We start from the raw sequence: 20213 nt of genomic DNA on the forward strand, positions 1-20213 counted from the left end.
AAAGTTAAACATATTATTTCAGATCTCCGATTATAATTTTTTCAGTCCTTTTGCTTCAGCTTTACTTTTAGCTTCTTTAATACTGATGGCAAAACCTCCTCCACTGGCAGCACGTAAAGAGAGTTTACTCTTATCTGTCAGCACGCCTTTCGTGATAGTATAAGCCTGCGGATTGTTTTTCCAGTCTGCATTTTTTGCATCGGCATAAACAGTTGCAACATACTGTTTGCCCGGGTCCAGAAAATCAAAAGAGAGTTTAGATGTATGTCCGTTTTCCCCTGCGGTACATCCCACATACCAGTCGTTTGTATTTTTTGCTTTACGGGCAATGGTAATATAATCACCCGGTTCGGCTTCCAGATATTTCGTCTCATCCCAATCAATAGCAACATCCTTAATAAACTGGAAAGCATCCATAAAGCGTTCATAGTTTTCAGGGATATCAGCAGCCATCTGTAAAGGACTATACATTGTTACATAAAGCGCCAACTGACGAACTAATGTAGAACGTACCTGTGAATTATTGTCTGGGTTCATCTTATTACAATGTGTTTCAAAGATACCGGGAGTATAGTCCATCGGCCCTCCGATCAAGCGGGTAAACGGCAAAATCGTCGTATGATTTACATTGTTTCCGCCAAACGATTCGTATTCCGTTCCACGAGCCGACTCATTACCGATCAAGTTGGGATAAGTACGGCAGAGCCCTGTCGGCCGGGTTGCTTCATGTGCGTTGACCATTATTTTATAATCGGCAGCTTTCTTCACTGCATACAAGTAATGGTTGTTCATCCATTGTCCGTAATGATGTTCGCCACGTGGGATGATATTTCCTACATAACCACTTTTTACGGAATTATACCCGTTATCTACCATAAATTGATAAGCCTTATCCATGTGGCGTTCGTAATTACGAACAGAAGCGGAAGTCTCGTGGTGCATCATCATCTTAACACCTTTGGAAGCCGCATAGCGATGTATTTCCTTTACATCAAAATCAGGATAAGGGGTTACGAAATCAAAAACATAATCTTTACTTTTAGCGAACCAATCTTCCCAACCTTCATTCCAACCTTCAACCAATACAGCATCGAATCCATTAGCTGCTGCAAAATCTATATACCGTTTTACGTTGGCAGTGTTAGCAGAATGCTTACCATTCGGTTTTGTTTTGGAATAATCTGTTTGCCCCAATTTGACACTGGAAAGTTCGTCTGTGTAAGCCCAGGTTCCTTTGCCTGTAATCATATCCCACCAGACGCCAATGTATTTCACCGGCCTGATCCAAGATACATCCGTCAGCTTGCAAGGTTCATTCAAGTTTAGTGTGATACGAGAAGCCAAAATAGTACGAGCATCATTACTTACTATAATTGTACGCCAGGGAGAAGTACACGGAGTTTGCAGGTATCCCTTGTTACCCTGTGCGTCCGGTGTCAAATGAGATTCGAATATTAGGTTCTTGTCGTCCAGAGTCAAATTCATACACGAATAATCAACCAAAGCTGCTTCATGCAAATTGATATAAAGTCCATCGCTGGTTTTCAGCATAAGAGCCGTTTGCACACTAGCTGGCCCAATAGGAGTCTGCGAAGTATTAAAAGTAACAGCTTTTTGCATCAATCCAGGTATTTCAGACAAAAGGGATGTAGTGTAATCATATTCCTGTGTATCATAATCACCCGGAATCCAAAACGCCGTATGGTCACCTGCCATAGCAAACTGTGTATGTTCTTCCTTAACTACAAAGTAATTAAGATTTTTTTGCAGAGGAAACTCATAGCGGAATCCCAAACCATCATTGAATAAACGGAAACGGACAATCATGCACCGATCATTTACTGGTTGATCCAGTGTAATCGCCATCTCATTATAATGGTTGCGGATTTCTTTTTCTTCCCCCCAGACTGGTTTCCAGGTTTCATCAAAAGTGGAGTTTTGGATGTCCTTTATTTCAAAAGCATTCATCATATTAGTTTTGGCAACAGACTTATCACCATCCTGTTCCGTCAGTTCCAACCCTAATTTACTTTGTTTGATAACTGGCTTTTGTTTGTAAACCAATTCATAGACCGGACAGCCTTCTTTATTCAATTGGAAAGTCATTTCCAAATTACCATCCGGCGAAATCAACTTCTGTTGTGCACCTGCTATAAACGAAATACACAAGAACACAGAAAGAGAAAGATTCTTTTTTATTTTCATAATTTTTTATTGTATTAAACTAATTAGCCAACAACTACTAATCTTTTTTCTCTCTAATTTTATAAATGTAATTGCTTAATTATTTATTACTAGAGACAAGAATAAAAATATAAATGGGCCATCATCACATCTTGCTATTTAACAATCAATTATATCAAATCAAGATTTCAATAAATATAAGTTTCTATGAAATAATTTAGAACTCCAAAACCAATACGCCCCGGTTTTCCATATCTAATTCTTCTCCTAATTCCACTTTTCTTCCGCTAATAATATCGGTTGCAGATGTCCTTGGCAATATTTCACGATAAGGAGCAAGGCCAATGGTCTGCTTACGGTCGTTACCATTCAGAAATACAACCACCGATTTATCTCCAAATTTCCGTTCGTAAGCATATATACCTTTATTAGGAGCTATGTGCTTTAGAGAACCTTTAGTAATTGCTTCATTGCCTTTTCTCCATTGCAACAGTTTTTGCATATAAGCAAATGCAGTATTTTGAAGCAGGGTACGGCTTGCCGCATCAAAGTAGTTCTTCGAATCATCTTGCCAACCACCGGGATAATCACAGCGCAATAATCCATCTCCATTTGCTTTATCTGCTGCCATCAAAATCTCTGTTCCATAATAGATTTGAGGAATACCCCTTGTTGTCAGCAAGAAAGTAAGAGCCTGCCTGTACCGGTTAAGATTTCTGGTATCGTCTTCTTTCCGATAGAAACGAGAGGTATCGTGGTTATCCAGAAAGATCAGCAAATCCATCGGACTCGCATAGACAATATCCTGCGAAAGATATTCATACAGAAGAAACAGCCCACCGTTCCAATCGGTAGTCTCTTCATCAAAAGCCCTGTTCATCAGCGTCATCAAAGGAAAATCCATCACAGTGCGAAGCATTGAATTACGCGGAGCCGCCAGTTTACTGTTTTTTTGCCAATAAGAAACTAGAACGTTACTGCCAAGCCACGTTTCACCTACAATATTAAAATCGGGATATTCAAGGGTTACAGCTTCACACCAGCGAGACATCATATCAAAATCGGCATACGGATGCGTATCCTGGCGAATACCATTGATTCCTGCATATTCGATCCACCAGATACTACTTTGGATCAGATAAGTTGCAACATGGCGGTTACGCTGGTTCAAGTCTGGCATCACTTCCGTAAACCAACCGTCTATAGCCAGCTTTTTACTATAGTCGGATGCATACGGGTCAGACTGTGTTATTGTTTGAAACGAGGTTTGCGTATATTGTCCTTTATAGTTAAACCAATCTTCTGACGGCATATCTTTAAATAGGTAATTCTCACTGCCACAATGGTTAAAAATCATATCCATAACCACTTTCAATCCTTTAGCATGAGCTTTTTCCACCAATATACGAAACTCATCATTACTTCCTAAGCGACGGTCTACCTGATAATAATCGGTAATGGCATATCCGTGATATGAACCTTCTTTCATATCATTTTCTTGTATCGGATTGAGCCAAATTGCTGTAACACCCAAATTAGAAATATAGTCAAGATGTTTTTCGATACCATTCAGATCACCACCATGACGGGCAAATGGATTTTTACGGTCTACCACTGACTCTAACATTCCCGGTACAATATCATTAGAAGGATTACCGTTGGCAAAACGATCCGGCATAATCAGATAAAGCACATCACTGCTATTAAAGCCTTTTATTTCTGCAGCTTTTGTTTTACGTTGCCTGATTTCATAAGGAACAACAATTTGTTTTTTATCCTGTTTCAGCGTAATATCAAAAGTTTGCGGAACCGCATCCGCCAAATCCATATAGAGAAGTAGATAATTAGGATTTTTCTGTTTAACAACTTCTTTCAGTATAATATCTTTTGAAGAAATACAGACATCGGCAGATGCTATATTATCTCCATACAATAACACTTGCAACTCTGGATTTTTCATCCCAGCCCACCAACAGGCTGGAGCTACTTTTTTAACAACTGTAGCAGATAGTGCCTGAAACAGTCCCATAAATAGTAAAGTAAAAATAAGTCTGGGCGTCTTTTTCATGTGTATATAGATTAAAATATTTAACAAAGAATTTATTTTGACAAAAATAGAAGGTTGACATGCATTTTTTGGGAATTAAAAAAAATATATAAATCAAAATAGCATTTATCCATCTGACATTCAATATAAAACAGTCAACAAAACCAATAAAAAATATAAACACAAATGAAAAAAAATATGTATAAAATATTTCATTTTAATTACATAAACCTATATATTTGTATAGTAGTGTTATTATAAACAAACGCCGTATGAAAAACTCAATCTGTTACCTTATTTTTCTGTTCTGCTCATTTCCAATTTCAGTTTTTTCCATAGTGGATGAAAATGAACCGATTTTAAGATGTATGGACAGCGTTATTATCCATAAATCATCCTATCATATTCAAAAAGAAAAAGAGATTCAGGATTTAAAAGAACGTCTTTTCCGTTCTTCCGATAACATGGAAAAATACAATCTATACGGTACTTTATTCAATGCATACTTACATTATCAGGCAGACTCAGCTTTATGTTACGTAGAAAAAAAAGCAAATATATTGCCCTTTTTAAACCATCCCGAATTGGAAAATGAAATCATCATTAACAAAGCAGAAGTTATGGGAGTTATGGGAATGTACAACGAAGCTTTTGCACAATTAAACCAGATAAAACCATTACAGCTAGATACCACTCAGTTGATTTATTATTATCATACATCAAGAGCTTGTTACGGTTGGATGGCAGATTATACAACCAGTCAGCAAGAGAAAATAAAGTATTTACAAAAAACCGATTTATACCGGGATTCCATTATAGCCACAGTCAAGCCCGGTGTAGACAGGGATATTGTAAGAGCGGAGAAAATGATTATAAACGGAAATCCTGATTCCGCCATTATCGTATTGGAACGTGCATTGCATACAGCTTCCGACAATCGCCAAAAAGGATTTATATATTATACGCTGGCCGAAGCCTTTGAAGTAAAAAAAGATACGAAAAAAACAATTCAGTTTCTTGCACAAACAGCCATAATAGATTTACAGTCGTCCGTCAAAGAATATGCATCTTTGCAGAAACTGGCATTACAAGTATATGAACAAAATAATACCAGTCGCGCATACAAATACCTCACTTGTTCAATGGAAGATGCCGTAACATGCAACGCACGTTTAAGATTCATTGAAGTCACTAAATTTTTCCCTATTATTGACAAAGCCTACAAATTACAAGAAGAAAAAAAACGTGCCATATCACGTGCATTACTCATTTCTGTGAGTTTGTTATCACTTTTCCTGATTGCCGCCATTTTTTATCTATACCGTTGGATGAAAAAGCTGTCGGCCATGCGTCGGGACCTAAGTATTGCCAACAAACAAATGCGAACCGTTAATAAAGAATTAGAACAAACCGGAAAAATCAAAGAAATGTACATCGCCCGATATTTAGACCGTTGCGTTATTTATTTAGATAAGTTGGAATCTTACCGCCGTTCCCTAGCCAAACTGGCAATGGCATCAAAAATAGAAGACTTGTTTAAAGCCATCAAATCAGAACAGTTCCTGCGGGATGAACGTAAGGCTTTTTATATGGAGTTTGACAAGTCGTTTCTTGAATTATTCCCTCATTTCATATCGGCCTTTAATCAACTGCTGGAAAAAGACGCACATATATACCCTAAGTCAGGAGAATTGCTCACAACCGAACTTCGCATTTTTGCATTAATCCGCCTTGGTATAACCGATAGTAATCAAATCGCTCACTTTCTTGGTTACTCACTCGCCACCATCTATAATTACCGTAGTAAATTGCGTAACAAAGCTCTGAATAACAAAGAAACATTCGAACGTGATGTAATGAGATTATAAAAATTCAGGAAATAAACTATTATCATATATCTGTAAAATACCATCATTAAAAAAGTCCAAACAGGCTATGTAATCTCCAACTACAGCTATATCATAAAAAACATTTAAATTTTCTTTTGAAGATAATATTACAGCACCTTTTAACTTCCCCTGAGGCTGATACAAAATATATTGATCCCGCATTTGAGTACAGCCAATACAAATCAGAATAAATAGAAACACAATATTTTTTCTAAAAGAATCATAGTTTTACTTTCATACCTGAATAATGCTGTTCAATATAAGAATTATTATAACATTATTACTCTTACAGTTTCGAAATATTCGTATTATTTTAACTATTATAAATACACACAAAAAAGAGACTCCTTTTTAAGAGCTATAAACATTCTATATTTTACTTAAAGATAGAACTTTTGTTCCCCGTCTTTATAAATAAATAATTTTTCTTCTTGTCCCCGCGTTAAATCCCTTAACCAAAGAACAGCGTTTCGAGGAACATTATACAACAAATAATTCGTTTCCGCTATTTGTTTTCCCAATGAAGTCCAGCCTTTATCACCATTAAAAAAAAATAACTCATATTCATCTCCTATGCGGATAAAGTTGTCATCATTCCGGGGAATAAACATGAGTTTCTTTGCCGTGACCTCTTTTGAGAAATCGAGCAACAGCGAACTGCCTGTTTCCTCTGCCGTATAAAATGTCAGCGGGTCGTTGTCTTTTATGTTCTTAACCTCAGCGGGGAGCTTCTTATCCGGGAAGAGATAAGGCAACTCGTGCTCCATCTTATCGTCGGCATAAAACGCCAGCTCGGCAAACTCCAGTTTCTTGCCTGGAGAAGCCGTGCAGCGTACATACCTGAACTTCATGTCCGGAATCTGCACGACATTATAATTCGTCCGGATGGTATCCGTTATTTTATGAAGCAGGAGAGAAGGCTCAAACGCTGCATTCCTTGCACACACCATAGAGACATCGAGCACATTATCCAGATGAGCCGTTATCCGGGTTGCCAAAGGTGTTTTGCGAATGAGTCTGACGGTCTGCATCTGCGAAGTGTCCGGCGTATAATAATGCAAAGCGCGTCCGTTGAAGAAGAAAGGGTTGCCTGTGGTTTTCAGGCCCTCCTTCGTATATGTTGCCGAAAAATACAACAAACCGGTTCCCATATTCTTAAATACGGCTTTTCCCTTCTCTATAGGAGCAACCGCCTGCGGAACCCAACCTTTACGCCCAAAAGCACATAAATAAAGATTCTGTTCGCCTTCCATATGAGGAATTTCTATTGACAGCGTATTTTCTCCATAATATTCAGCCGTTACATCCTGAATCAAATTATTCTCTATAATCTTATGTAGTCCTCGGAATCCGATTCCTTTTGCAGAACTAGCAGATTGTTCTGCATAACATTGCCTGTATATTTTCCGTTTGGGGCGAATATCATCATCATTTCTTCCTCGTTTTATGCCTTTAATATCAAAATCAGTTGTAACTAATTGGCCGGTCGTATCCTTAACAGACACCCAATAATGAGTAAAAGACAAATCATAATAGAAATAAAGCATGTCTAGATTTGCAGGTATTCCTAATGAGCGTAAAACATAAATAGCAAAGTCGACAACTTCCTTACAACCACCCAACCGTTCTCGTAGTAAAAAAGAAGCTCGGTAACGAGGCAACTCAAAAGGCATCAACAGGTTATTAGGAAGCCATTCTTTCCCAAGAAAAGCAGAAAGTGCATTACTTGCCTCTATCACATCTGTGCCCTGGTACAAAGAATCCAGTACAGGCGAAAAACGTTCATAATACTCTTTCTTCCACGATGCCAATGGTTCATGCTCTATACGGTAAGGCAAAATCATTCGACAAAAATCATCGAATGAATAATATTTAGCCCAAGGACGTTCCTGCCAGACTTTGAAAGAAAAGTCTATGTTTTCAATCAGATAGTCGGCTTTAATAACCTGGCAATCGTATACTTTGCGCGCTTTTGACAATTTATTCTGTATCTCTACTATGCGATAGGCATCACCCTGGTCCAGCTTGTTTTCTCTAACTGTTTTTATTTTTAGCTGTTCCAACTCATCAGCATGCAGAATCTCCAGGCTATAGTGCTGCGGCATGTTTTCGATAAGGAAACGGGCAGCTTTCAACTTTAAAGTATCATCTTTATAGTGTGTCAACACCTTTTCTAACTCTATGTGATTATCACCTGCAAACTTCAACGCTGCTACCAAACGCTTGTCTTCTTCAGAAGAACAAGACAACAAACCCGCAATAATGATAAAAATGAAGTATCTGTATATATTACTAATTTGCATACTTTTCGAACCTTTCTTAATTATAATCACAGGTTAAAGATAAACAAAACCAATCTCTGATACTTATATAATTCTGTCAAGGATGATTTTTTTCATAATTTACGTATTATTGACAAGAATTCATAATTCAAATGTTATTAGCACAAAATCAGGATTAAGGCCAATCGCATAGAGTTGGTTGTTTTGAGGAGAGGCTGCCAAACGCAGGATGGGCATACCCAGATCCAGAATCTTAACCAAATTGAGGTCGTAGTCATATAAGAATACGGTATGGGGAAGCTTTGTAAAATCGCGCCCTACGGTCTGCTCATCCGTTTGATCCACCTTTCTATCCCGTTCCAATGTTACAATGTAATCGGAAGTCAAAGCCAAATCGCCGGCTCCCCTCTCCTTCTTATTATAAGATAGTTTCCCCTGCGACACTGAACATTCATCGGTAGCCAACAACTCTTTATACAAATCAAATCTGTTCTTCTTTTTCTGATATACTGCGACATAAGGGAACATAAATGTTGTATATACCAAGCATTCCCTTTTAGGGTGATACATAACCTGGCCTTGAAAACAAGCATAAGAATCATCTACCTCTTCCAGAAAAGGGAGCTTCCCGAAAGCGTCGTTTTGTCCTTTAGATACAAAAGTAAAAGGTTGCTTTTGTGCCGGATTAAAATAAATGAACTGTTGTTCATTCAGCGGAATGATGCTTGTGATATTTTTTAAAGATTGCGTTGTGGCCTTTAATATACCCGGTTTGTTTTGCACAACGCTATCAAGAGAGAAAACAATTTGTTTATCCGCATTTAGATCATATACGTAAAGACAGTTATCCGGATAACTCATTAGTTGAGGTGTAGAAAACTCGTACGGGCCTCCCCCTACAGAAACAAATTGTTTAATATCATCCCCATTAACCGGATCCAATACGTGTACTACGTTCTCTGCATTAAACGGGTCTGTCCATAAGATAAAGTTTTCAGTTCGTATCAACTGCCCGGGCATTGCAGATTCAAGATCCCGGCTTACAATATCTACTGCTATTGTGCTTCGTTCTATCTCTGTTGTTTTATTTTTTGAACATGCGGTTAAAAGTATAAACACAAGAAGCAAGGCTTTATATATTTTCATTTTGTTTTTAGTTTTAATAGGGTGATTTGAAATAGCTTTTCAGAACCACCCTTTTATTAATTTACATCATTACAGAGCAATTCGCTCTCTTCGTAAATATATATAACTAACACGTTGATATTTGCTAGATTTTAAATTAACCTTCACATCACTTCGCTGATTTACATATTATTGACGAATTGCATATGAATGGTTTTGACCATCTTTACCATAACAAGATGCAGAATACCAAACAGCAATACAACCTGTTGTTGCTGTAAAATCACCACTACTCTCTCCTGAAGCCAACGCTTCCACATTATCCAAAGTCATATCAGACAACGTTACATTACTCTTACTTGCATTCACATTCCAAGCTGCAGCAACAGCAACTATCACTACAATACTTATTCCTATTATTTTTTTTCTCATAACAAATTAATTTATATTTTATTTATTACTCATCGTCTCTAAATCTACTATTCTTCGAAAGAGAGAGTTATATATTACTCCAATTCTTCATTACATTTGTACCATCACCTCCTTTCTATTTTAGGTGGAGACAATCAGGGAAGTTTGCTTTAGCGTTCACAAATCTGCAGGCATTCTTCCCTTTTTCTCATTATAGAGCCTGTCCCCTTATTTTCAACTGTGTCGGTTGTTCCGTATTACATTTTATCATAATGGTTTCGTCGAACATGCCGAACGCTTTAGGTGGCATATCAGCAAGTAAACTTGTTCCTTAAATAACCAATAAACTATCTCTTGAATTTTACTCGTAATCCAAACTAAAATAGTCAATCCTTTCAACTTTAAATCCATAACAATCCAAAGAACCGGTTCCTAAACAATATGCAGTACCTCCGCCTTCTCCTGCAATAGTGCTATGATAAATGAGTTGTTATCCGGGTTATCAAGGCGTCTTTCGGATCAACTTAACTGTTTCTACATCCATCTTATTATTCCGTTTTCATACATAAATATGCGTTCCATGTTCTTTTGGAGTTGAAAGGAGTCATTCTCTATTCTGTACAGAGTTCCCATTGGAACATCTTTAAAAATAAGAATATCGTTATTCCCTTTTTGCTCATTAAAAGGGAGCCAGCCAATATCCCAGTAGTATAGTTTGTATTTGCAATCCGGACGCATCCGGCTGACGGTATAAGGCATATAATCAATACCGGTGATATAGTTTTCCGGCATATTAAACCGAATTCTTTTTGTACCTTTCTTTTTACAGATAGCCTTTAGACCGGTGGCTGATCGATTATCTGTTAACATAGATATGGATTCTTGTTTGTTTATAGGTATTACTTCTGTTTCTAATGTAACATTCGTAATCCGTCTAGTTTCACTATTGTTGTCTTTAGTGAAGAATGCAATTTCACATAAAGATAGTGTATCGGAGGGCATTTCAATTTCTATTGATTTATATTTGTGCGGACTGTCTACTTCGATATGGTTTTCCCACATATCAGTTAAATCGCCCATAATGCCTAGTGTATCGATCTGATTCCCATCTTTACGGATACCGGTAATTACGGAACCTATAAGCGGGTGTAATGCCTTAACTTTATCCTCTGTTTCCCAGAAACACCCGATAGACCTGGTGTATATATCCCCTTTTTGCCCGGATGGATGTAGGTATGTAATTTCTCCTTGATCTGAAAGATAAAAAGGATTACAGATGGGTTTTATATGTCCGTGTTTGTAAAGTCCGGCAATATAAACAATATCTTTTCCCATGCCTTTAAATGAAACTTGCTTGTCATTAATCTTCCCCCATTGAACCGGAATCCAATCTCTATAACCATACACACAAATGTAGGCATACTGTTCTTCCGGATCAACGGAAGGGGGAAGGGGTATGGTAATGTTTGCCGTATCAAAATATTGATAAGATACATCCATTAGTCTGGGATTCCGGAATAAAGCCGGTATTTCTTTTCTTTTTACTTGTTTGTCAAACAGAGGGCCTTGCCTGTTCACAGAGAAGGTCTGTCTGTATACTTTGGGCAGTCTGAATTTCCCCCATGCTTTATCGTATGCTTTATTGTTGAAGATTACTTTATAATTCCATTTATCATCATTCCAGAAAGGTTCAAATGGATAGGCTTCATTATTCACAATAAGCGTATTCCATGTATGCGGATTATTGCGGTTCCCTCTGGCCGGAACGAAATCTGTACAAACTGCCATCCCCATAGATGCCAGTAATAAGGAGTTATGCCAGCTTTTGTCGCTGCATTGTCCGTATTTTATTTTTTCCAAAGTCTTTACACTATAGATAGGAATACTGGCTCCGTGATAATAATTGAAAAAAATATCTTTATATAAGTATAATAAAGAATCGGTTGCTTCAATGAAAGTTCTGCTACTGTCTTGAAATAGGCTTCCATATTTTTTATAATATTTTTCTCTGGAATCATCCAGAATTATTCCATTCTTGAAACGATAGGGTAAAATGAAATTACAGAACGTTTCAAAAGGAAGATTCTTGGTATAAGCATTTTTCTGCCATGCCTCAAAGGCTAGATCTATTTGTCTGATTAGCCAGTCTGCTTTGATTGTTTCTATATCCTTCTCTATTTTAGATGAGAGAAAATAACGTGACCTGTTTTCATCTGTCAGACTGTCAATTTCCAATTCCCATTCTTTTGGCCTTTCCCAATTATATTTTTGGGAAATAGCCTCATGACGGTTGTACAAATCACCCAGTTTTTCATCTTCGTTCTGACTAACAGAGTAATATTGTGGCATATTTTCGATTAAGAAAATAGCTGCTTTTTGTTTTAAAGGTTTTTTTTGATAATGCGATATGACTTTTTCAAGCTCTATCCGATTGGTTGATGATAAGGATAGGGCTTCTTCCAGCTGTTTATTTCTATTGAAATGGCAAGAACAAAATAGAATAGAACTTAACAAATAAACTGAAACATTGAATAGGTACATATATGTCTATTTTGATTTAAAAGGTTATACTTATTTTAAAGCATATCTTAAAATATCTTGTCCTCCTGCCGGATTAGAAGATATAGCATAAAGATAACGATTGTTTTTATCTACTGCCAAACATCGTAGATTACGATCAACTTGCCAGGTTTTTACATGTTTGCCATTCCATTTAAAGACAAGAATTTTTGATGAAGCTGTAAAATCAGTCGAGCCATCATATAGACAGTATACATATTTAGATGTAGAATAAATAGATGTAAAACATTTTACACTATTTATTACGTCTATTTTATTTTCAGACTGAAAAGGGATAAATGTCTGTTCCCCAAATTTGTAATTGGTTTTAATATTACCTTGCAGATCATAGAATGTGACATAATTTGTAAAACGAAAGGCTGAGACAATAGATTTTGAAGTTTCGTTTACGCATAAATTATTTATCAGGGCCATAGAAACTTTTGGCATATCTTTTATTATAGCAGGAGGAGTATCCACCCAATAATATCCAGAATCTGAATTATAGAAATAAAAGCAGAATTTTTTATAATCTGTTATAGGTACAGCATAAATCTCTTTCGAAGTAATATTATAATCCACACTTTTGCGAAGTCTTCTATCCAAGATTATACTATTAATATTTATTCCAGTATTAGACAGTTTGATATCTTTTAAATAAATACCATTATCTACTACACTGAGTTGATTGCCTACATTTTTACTACGATAATCTGATTGCACAAATTGGGGCGATATTAATCGATTATTATCTCCATTCCTTAAACAAAATATATCTGCAGGTTGAGAATCTTTCAGTGTATGGACTTGCATCACTGAATCACTTTTACTATCTAGTACCACGATATAAGAATCAGTTATTTGAATGTCATATAAATAACTGTTACAATCTTTGGTAAACAGCACACTACTATTGTCTAGTAACCTCACATTTGTATTAATGACTAAATTTCCGGATGGATGGTTACATGCAGAGATAAAGAATATACATACTGTCCCTATTAATAAATAAATGTGTTTCATAAAACAATGATGTTATTTCGGTTTAAATAAACATAATACGGGATTATCTTCTTCATTTATATTTTTAGCTATCTCTTGTAAGTCTTGTCGTGAAATGGAATTTCGTTTTAATGCTCCTGCACTAATATCTGTTATAAAGTAGTCATTATATACGCTTTTTATGTGCCCTATTCCAACCAGGCCTGTCAGTTTAATAAAATCAGTACCGCTATATTTGCAACTAGATTGTGTATTTTTATTATAAAAACAAATGTACCCGTTTGCTCCTTTAGCATAAAAACAAGCACTAATGTAGTTTTTCGTCTCTTTTATATTGCAAGCAGAAATATAGTTAGAAGTCATTATTGCACTTGCATAATTTTTGCTTGCTTCTTTTTTAAGCCAATCTAAAGGTGCAAATTTATGATTACCCAGATTTATCGTAAAGTGCTCTTCTGCCTTTTGAGAAGTAATATGATAAACAGTAGACTTAAATGGTATGTTTAAAAATATCTCTCCGCCATTTTGATAGAAAAAACTTCCTGCTGCTACTCCATATTGTATAGAAAAATCAACCGGGAGTAAATATTGTATATGGTTTAGTTTGTTGTCTGTTATTTTTATGTAATATGATATTCTTTTTTCTGTTTCAAATCCATTTCCAAGATACCATGCAATATCCCCATTGGAAAACCATGCACACTCTTGAAAATACTCTGTTTTTTGTGTTGAAATCAACTTGTAATCATTTAATTGATAATGTAGTAATTTACACGAAACAGCATCAGCTAAAGTTATTACATGCGCAATCGAATCAAGATGGAATGTACAGACATTTAAGTATTCATTTGGACCTTCGCCCAAAGAGCCAATCTGAGCAATAAATTTGCCAGAGGTATTAAACACAAGTACTCTAGACAATTTACCATCAAGTATAAATAATTTATTATCATATATTTTCACATCTCGTATACTTGACAAAAGAGACTCTGTTGTTGTCTCAAGAGGTATAAATTGGTAGTCTAAAATGTTTTTGATAGAAAAATTGTTATTGTCATTAATGACAATCGTGTTAGTTTGTATCGTTTTTTGTTCAGAGCATGCAAAAAAAGATATTACTATCAATATAATTGAATATTTGAGCATAACTTAGATATTTGATTTTTAGAGAGAATGCTAAATAAACATTCTCTCTTTATTACTTAATTTATTTATGCTTTAGACTGATTCTAGCATACACTAGTTCCTCCAGCAGTACATGTTTTTTGTAAGTGTGTATTTCCAAAGCCCCCTTCCCAACTCATATAAATATACCATGTTCCAGGAATATCATATTCTCCACTTGCTAACGCTTCCACGTTATCTAAAGTTAAATCAGATAATGTGATTTCATTTTTATTTTCATTCACATTCCATGCTGCTGCTATCGCAATCATTGCAACTATAGCGATTCCGAATAATTTCTTTTTCATGATATTTTTTTGTTTATAAGTTTATTAATCTACTAATTTTTTAGTCTACTGTTCTCTGATAAAAAAATTTACAATTCTTAAATTCTTCTTACTTTTGTGCCATCACCTCCTTTCTATTTTAGGTGGAGACAATCGGGGAAGTTTGCTTTAGCGTTCACAAATCTGCGGGCATTCTTCCCTTTTTTTCATTATAGAGTTTGTCCCCTTATTTTCAACTGTATCGGTTGCTCCGTATTACATTTTATCATAATGGTTTCGTCGAACATGCCGGAATTTTTGCGAGTCATCTCAACAGTAACATGAAGTAACTCTCCCGGTTTGGCAGGATGTTTATCGAATGTAGCAATGGCGCAACCACAGGTAGTGCTGGTGTCAAGTATGACCAAAGGACTACTTCCTGTATTCTCTACGATGAAATCAGTCTTTTTTGTATCTCCAACTTGAAACTCGCCTAAATTCACTTCTGAAGTATTTACTTTTGCTGTTGTAATGATCTGTTTATTGTCGATTTGCACATCTTTTGATAGTTGCCTCAAGTACAATTCTTTTACAGCCAGATTATAAACTGGATTTCCGATTACTGCAACTTTATTATTTTGATCCAATAAAAAAGTTTGGAAAGTTATATCAGAAGGAAAGTTATTTTGCTTATTAAGCTTATCTTCCCTATCTATACAAACAGGAAAATTAAATCTGTCTCTTTTTAAGATATAACGTATTTCTTTCAAATCTTTTGGATGAAAAACAAAAAGAAAAGGCACCTGACCGCCAGTTATAGAATCAACCTTGACTATTAATTCTTTCCACTTAGGTAATTGTAGTTTGCAACTTGTACAGCCAATAGAATCTACATATACAAGTAGTTTATAGTTATTCCTTGATATTCTATAGTCTATCGTATCTTCCATATAGCGCGTAAAAACCATATCGGCAGGAAACATAATTTCTCGTCCTTGCCAATACTCCACCAATTGCGTTATCGTCTCTTTCTTCTTATCCTTACAGGAAAGATAAAGAAAGGATATAATGATTAATAGTATTATATTCTGGTATTTCATAATTATATTGTTTGACTCGGAAAGGATAACTATCCGTTTTAAATCTACTCGTCTAGTTCTAATCCCCTATACCATATATGGCTTACTTTGTTTCCACAACAATCAAGCGAGCCTGTTCCATAGCAATAGGCAGCACCTCCTCCTTCACCAGCCGCCAATGCTTCCACATTGCTATTCAGATAAATATCCTTAACAACGTGCTCTTTGTCTACTAAAAAGGCGGAAGCTGAAATGAGGCTTACCACGTTTATCACAATTAATTTCCCCTTTAATGTCGTTGTTTTCATAATTCTGTTATTATTATTTGTAAAACAATAGAATATAATCAAACAACCGCTCATTTTGTCGATGACAAATCGATGACAAATTAATTACATTATTTGTCATCAAATATTGGACTGTCTTTAAATAAATTTTGTTATCTTTGTTATTTTTCAATTTTTGTTTAAATGAAACCAACCCATAAAAGAAATGCCTTCCTTGCCCTTATGATCTGTACAATCATTGCAGGGATATTGATCATCGGTAAAAACTACGATACCGACAAAAGCTCTATTCTGAAAGAGGCCGAACGGCTATTCAACAAATCCATACTTCTTGATAAAGACAGGAGAGAAAAAGATGTTCCTTTCCCAAAGATAATTGCTCCTTTGGAGAGTACTCCACAAAGTTTATCTGCAGATATCTGAGAAAAGCACCCGTTGCATATTATCACACAAACGGAAGATTCCGTAGCCCTGACTGAGAGGGAAAGCAGCACGGAGTTGCTTACAAATAATGATATGGAATATCTTTTCGAACAAATGTATTTGTTCGAAAAGAATCCGGTTAATGTATTATCTCTCGACAGCATCTTCTCCGAATCATTACGTCAAAACGGAATTCCGGCACAAACGGCCGTTATGTATGAGGGGGATGGGATTAAACATTGCAGCACGACCGATTCTTCTTTCTATGCTTCCGCCTTAAAACTGGATGATGTTGTTTTACTCTTTTGCAGCATGACCCCGGACACTATTTTTGTATCGATACGCTAAGAGCCGGGGTGTGGAAGGATGAGATGTCTACCAAAAACGCCCTCATTCAAACTGTTAAACGCTTGCGAGAAGACCTGAGGTTCATACCTGACCTAAAGATAGAAAACAGTAGGGAGAAAGGCTATCGGCTACAAATTAAAAATAAAACAAAAAAGGATGCCCGTAAATGAGCATCCTTCCATATCCAACTAATTTATTAACAACTAATTATTTCAATAAAGAGCAAGGACAAAGGTTGTCTTTTTCAATGTCTTTGAAATAGTTATAAGTACCTACTTTTATTTCGGCACAAGCAGCTTCGTCGGCTACAATAATGCCTTTAGGATGTAATTGTAAGGCTGTGATTGTCCACATCTGGTTTACAGAGCCTTCAACAGCTTGCTGCAAAGCGCGGGCTTTGTTGTGCCCGTTTACCATGATAAGCACTTCCTTTGCATCCAGCACTGTGCCTACGCCTACTGTTACAGAAGTCTTCGGAACCTTATTCACGTCGTTGTCGAAGAAACGGGAATTGGCAATAATCGTATCGGTTGTCAACGATTTGACACGTGTACGTGAAGCCAGGGAAGAACCCGGTTCGTTAAATGCGATATGTCCGTCCGGTCCGATACCGCCCAAGAATAAATCTATACCGCCAACAGCTTTCATCTTGGCTTCATAAGCTTCACATTCGGCTTCCAGATCGGCTGCATTACCATTCAGAATATTTACATTTTCAGGTTTGATGTCAATATGGCTGAAGAAGTTATTCCACATAAAAGAATGATAGCTTTCAGGGTGGTCTTTAGGCAAACCTACATATTCATCCATATTGAAAGTGATTACATTCTGAAATGAAATAACACCTTGTTTGTTCAATTCGATCAGGTTCTTATACATACCCAGCGGAGAAGATCCGGTAGGCAGGCCAAGTACAAATGGTTTTTCAGCTGTAGGATTTGCTTTCTTAATCTTTGCAGCAACATAATTAGCAGCCCACTTTGAGAGTTGCTCGTAATTAGGTTCGATAATCAGTCTCATAACGATGTATTTAAATCGGTTATTAAATAGTTTTCAGTTTAGATGCCATTGCTTCGCCTAAAGCAATGCAGCCGTTGTATTTATCGGCACTCAAAGCCTGTTTCTGCTCAACCGGAGCAGCTACTGTCTCCCATTTCATTTTTTCACCAAATGCAGTCAGTTTCTTCACCGCTGCACCCGCCCAGGTAAATGAGCCGAAATAAGCATAATAACGGTTCTTTACCTCACGCGCTTCTATCTTACTCAAGATCGATTCCACCTCAGGAAACAACTGGTTACAGTAAGTAGGACTTCCTATAATGACTCCTTTATACTTAAAGATATCTTTCAAAATATATGAAGCCGGACTCTTGCTAACATTGTGCATTACTATATTACGAATTCCATTAGCCGCCAGCGAAGATGCTATTGCCTCAGCCATCTGTTCAGTATTACCATACATGCTGCCATAAACAATAACTACACCTTCTTCTCCTTCATAACGGCTCATACGGTCGTAAATATCGATTGCTTTCGCAATGTGTTCACGCCATACCGGACCATGAGTCGAGCAAATAGTTTTAATTTCCAAAGCCGAGAGCTTCTGTAAAGCTTTTTGTACCGGACTACCATATTTACCCACAATATTAGAATAATAGCGGATCATCTCGTCCCAGTAGTGCTCTACATTCATTTCAGAATCAATTACGCCACCATCCAAAGTGCCATATGTACCGAATGCGTCGGCAGAAAACAGAATCTTGTCCGTAGCATCATAAGTAACCATCACTTCAGGCCAGTGTACCATCGGAGCCATATAGAATGTCAGCTTATGGTGTCCCAGACTCAACGTATCGCCCTCTTTTACTTCGTGTAATCCTTCATTGATGCCATGGTAACCGTCAAGCATACCAAAAGTTTTACTGTTTCCTATGATCTTTACATTCGGATATTGCTGACGTAACAGGCGGATACTTCCGGCATGATCGGGTTCCATGTGATCTACAATCAGGTAGTCCAGTTCGCGTCCGTTTAAAGCATCAGCTATTTTTTTCAGAAAAATGTCGGAATAACATACATCTACCGTATCAATCAATACAGTCTTTTCGTCCACTATCAGATAGGAGTTATAAGAAACACCGTACGGTAAAGGCCACATATTCTCAAAGAGAGCCTTCTGACGGTCATTTACTCCAACATAATAAACTTTATCAGCTATTTCTTTTAACTTATACATCTTTTATCAGTTGACAAATTACAGTTGACAAGTGACAGATACGACAAGCGGTATTTTGCTGTCGATTGTGAATTATCAATTGTCAGTTAGTTTTGTTTATTCTTAGTAAGCGCCCTCCATACGAAGTAGCAACCGGCCAATACAAATGGAATGCTGAGCAATTGCCCCATATTCAGAATCATATCGGCTTCAAAATCTTCCTGGTTATTTTTCAGGAATTCTATAAAAAAACGTGAACCAAACACACATATCATGAAAACACCAAAGATAAGCCCTTCTTTCTTCCAAGCCTCTTTCTTAAAGTACAACCACATACAAATGCCAAAAGTAAGTAAATAACAAATAGCTTCATATAGTTGTGTAGGATGGCTCGGGACACTGAAGACCGGCTCGGCTCCCATTCTCCATGCATGCAGGTTTTCTATAAAACGGAATCCCCACAACGCATCCGTAGGATGTCCGTAAACCTCGTGGTTCATCAGGTTTCCCAGACGTATCATAGCAGCAACCAAACCGGTGGGAACAACCAATTTATCGAACGTCCACAACATGCTTTTATGTGTCACACGTTTTGAATAAAAATAGATAGCAATAACTATACCCAACGTACCGCCATGACTTGCCAGACCGCCTTCCCAGACTTTTAATATTTCAATCGGATTGGCCAGATAATAACCCGGAGCATAAAATAAACAATGTCCTAAACGGGCACCGATCACTGTTCCCAATACAGTATAAATAAGCAACGAATCGATCCATGCAGGAGGCAACTTTTCATCCTTCCACATCCGGTTCACAATCGTATAACCTATCCAGAAACCAATAGCAAACGCAAGTCCGTACCAGCGTATTTCACGGGATCCAATAGAAAAAATGGCGGGATCAGCCGTCCAGGTAATAAAATCCAGCAT

Annotated in this window: 19 protein-coding genes; 4 read left to right on the forward strand and 15 right to left on the reverse strand. The window is 36.8% G+C overall.

Features of this window, described 5'->3' with window-relative positions; all coding sequences use genetic code 11:
• Positions 1–30: 30 nt before the first annotated feature.
• Positions 31–2205, reverse strand: coding sequence for a glycoside hydrolase family 97 protein (locus ACYIB7_RS13480; protein WP_480337422.1), 2175 nt, complete (start codon positions 2203–2205; stop codon positions 31–33).
• A 196-nt stretch (positions 2206–2401) separates the two neighbouring features.
• Positions 2402–4252, reverse strand: coding sequence for a glycoside hydrolase family 13 protein (locus ACYIB7_RS13485; RefSeq protein ID WP_480337423.1), 1851 nt, complete (start codon positions 4250–4252; stop codon positions 2402–2404).
• A 251-nt stretch (positions 4253–4503) separates the two neighbouring features.
• Between ACYIB7_RS13485 and ACYIB7_RS13490 the strand changes: the two genes are divergently transcribed.
• Positions 4504–6099, forward strand: a complete 1596-nt coding sequence (locus tag ACYIB7_RS13490; RefSeq protein WP_099464415.1) for a DUF6377 domain-containing protein — start codon at positions 4504–4506, stop codon at positions 6097–6099.
• Here ACYIB7_RS13490 and ACYIB7_RS13495 read toward each other — a convergent pair.
• From ACYIB7_RS13495 to ACYIB7_RS13540, 10 genes are all read right to left on the reverse strand, one after another.
• Positions 6094–6321, reverse strand: coding sequence for a hypothetical protein (locus ACYIB7_RS13495; protein ID WP_103982728.1), 228 nt, complete (start codon positions 6319–6321; stop codon positions 6094–6096). The genes ACYIB7_RS13490 and ACYIB7_RS13495 overlap by 6 nt on opposite strands.
• A 179-nt stretch (positions 6322–6500) precedes the next feature.
• Positions 6501–8423 carry a hypothetical protein gene (locus ACYIB7_RS13500; protein WP_480337424.1) on the reverse strand — a complete coding sequence of 641 codons (1923 nt, stop codon included), beginning with the start codon at positions 8421–8423 and terminating at the stop codon, positions 6501–6503.
• A gap of 120 nt (positions 8424–8543) precedes the next feature.
• The gene (locus tag ACYIB7_RS13505; protein WP_480337425.1) at positions 8544–9548 is read right to left on the reverse strand and encodes a hypothetical protein; all 1005 of its coding nucleotides are present in this window, start codon (positions 9546–9548) and stop codon (positions 8544–8546) included.
• Between the two features lie 168 nt (positions 9549–9716).
• Entirely contained in the window at positions 9717–9959 is a 243-nt protein-coding gene (locus ACYIB7_RS13510) for an NVEALA domain-containing protein (protein WP_480337426.1), read from the reverse strand.
• A 513-nt stretch (positions 9960–10472) separates the two neighbouring features.
• A complete protein-coding gene (locus tag ACYIB7_RS13515) occupies positions 10473–12479 on the reverse strand; it encodes a hypothetical protein (protein ID WP_480337427.1) in 2007 nt (668 codons plus the stop codon).
• A gap of 30 nt (positions 12480–12509) precedes the next feature.
• Positions 12510–13520 carry a TolB-like 6-bladed beta-propeller domain-containing protein gene (locus ACYIB7_RS13520; protein WP_480337428.1) on the reverse strand — a complete coding sequence of 337 codons (1011 nt, stop codon included), beginning with the start codon at positions 13518–13520 and terminating at the stop codon, positions 12510–12512.
• A 12-nt stretch (positions 13521–13532) separates the two neighbouring features.
• Positions 13533–14645, reverse strand: a complete 1113-nt coding sequence (locus tag ACYIB7_RS13525) for a 6-bladed beta-propeller (protein ID WP_099464429.1) — start codon at positions 14643–14645, stop codon at positions 13533–13535.
• An 83-nt stretch (positions 14646–14728) separates the two neighbouring features.
• Complete coding sequence (locus ACYIB7_RS13530; RefSeq protein WP_099464430.1) at positions 14729–14971, reverse strand: NVEALA domain-containing protein; 243 nt, start codon at positions 14969–14971, stop codon at positions 14729–14731.
• Positions 14972–15159: 188 nt separating this feature from the next.
• Positions 15160–16029 (reverse strand): DUF1573 domain-containing protein, encoded by an 870-nt coding sequence (locus ACYIB7_RS13535; protein WP_480337429.1) that lies wholly within the window; start codon positions 16027–16029, stop codon positions 15160–15162.
• Positions 16030–16073: 44 nt separating this feature from the next.
• On the reverse strand, positions 16074–16316 hold the full coding sequence (locus tag ACYIB7_RS13540) for an NVEALA domain-containing protein (protein WP_480337430.1): 243 nt from the start codon (positions 16314–16316) through the stop codon (positions 16074–16076).
• A 162-nt stretch (positions 16317–16478) separates the two neighbouring features.
• Here ACYIB7_RS13540 and ACYIB7_RS13545 point away from each other — a divergent pair, with 162 nt between their 5' ends.
• The 3 genes from ACYIB7_RS13545 (at position 16479) to ACYIB7_RS13555 (ending at position 17236) form a co-directional block, all read left to right on the forward strand.
• The gene (locus ACYIB7_RS13545) at positions 16479–16718 is read left to right on the forward strand and encodes a hypothetical protein (protein ID WP_480337431.1); all 240 of its coding nucleotides are present in this window, start codon (positions 16479–16481) and stop codon (positions 16716–16718) included.
• A gap of 93 nt (positions 16719–16811) precedes the next feature.
• A complete protein-coding gene (locus ACYIB7_RS13550) occupies positions 16812–17066 on the forward strand; it encodes a hypothetical protein (protein WP_480337432.1) in 255 nt (84 codons plus the stop codon).
• A gap of 8 nt (positions 17067–17074) precedes the next feature.
• Positions 17075–17236: a hypothetical protein gene (locus ACYIB7_RS13555; protein WP_480337434.1), complete on the forward strand. Its 162-nt coding sequence runs from the start codon at positions 17075–17077 to the stop codon at positions 17234–17236.
• 37 nt (positions 17237–17273) lie between these two features.
• On the opposite strand, the gene nagB is transcribed toward ACYIB7_RS13555, so the two are convergent.
• From nagB to lgt, 3 genes are all read right to left on the reverse strand, one after another.
• The gene (nagB, locus tag ACYIB7_RS13560) at positions 17274–18086 is read right to left on the reverse strand and encodes a glucosamine-6-phosphate deaminase (protein WP_455628550.1); all 813 of its coding nucleotides are present in this window, start codon (positions 18084–18086) and stop codon (positions 17274–17276) included.
• A gap of 22 nt (positions 18087–18108) precedes the next feature.
• Positions 18109–19302 carry an FprA family A-type flavoprotein gene (locus ACYIB7_RS13565; protein WP_099464435.1) on the reverse strand — a complete coding sequence of 398 codons (1194 nt, stop codon included), beginning with the start codon at positions 19300–19302 and terminating at the stop codon, positions 18109–18111.
• An 86-nt stretch (positions 19303–19388) separates the two neighbouring features.
• Entirely contained in the window at positions 19389–20213 is an 825-nt protein-coding gene (gene lgt, locus ACYIB7_RS13570; protein WP_480337436.1) for a prolipoprotein diacylglyceryl transferase, read from the reverse strand.

Source organism: Parabacteroides sp. KHUB-03 (assembly GCF_056640975.1).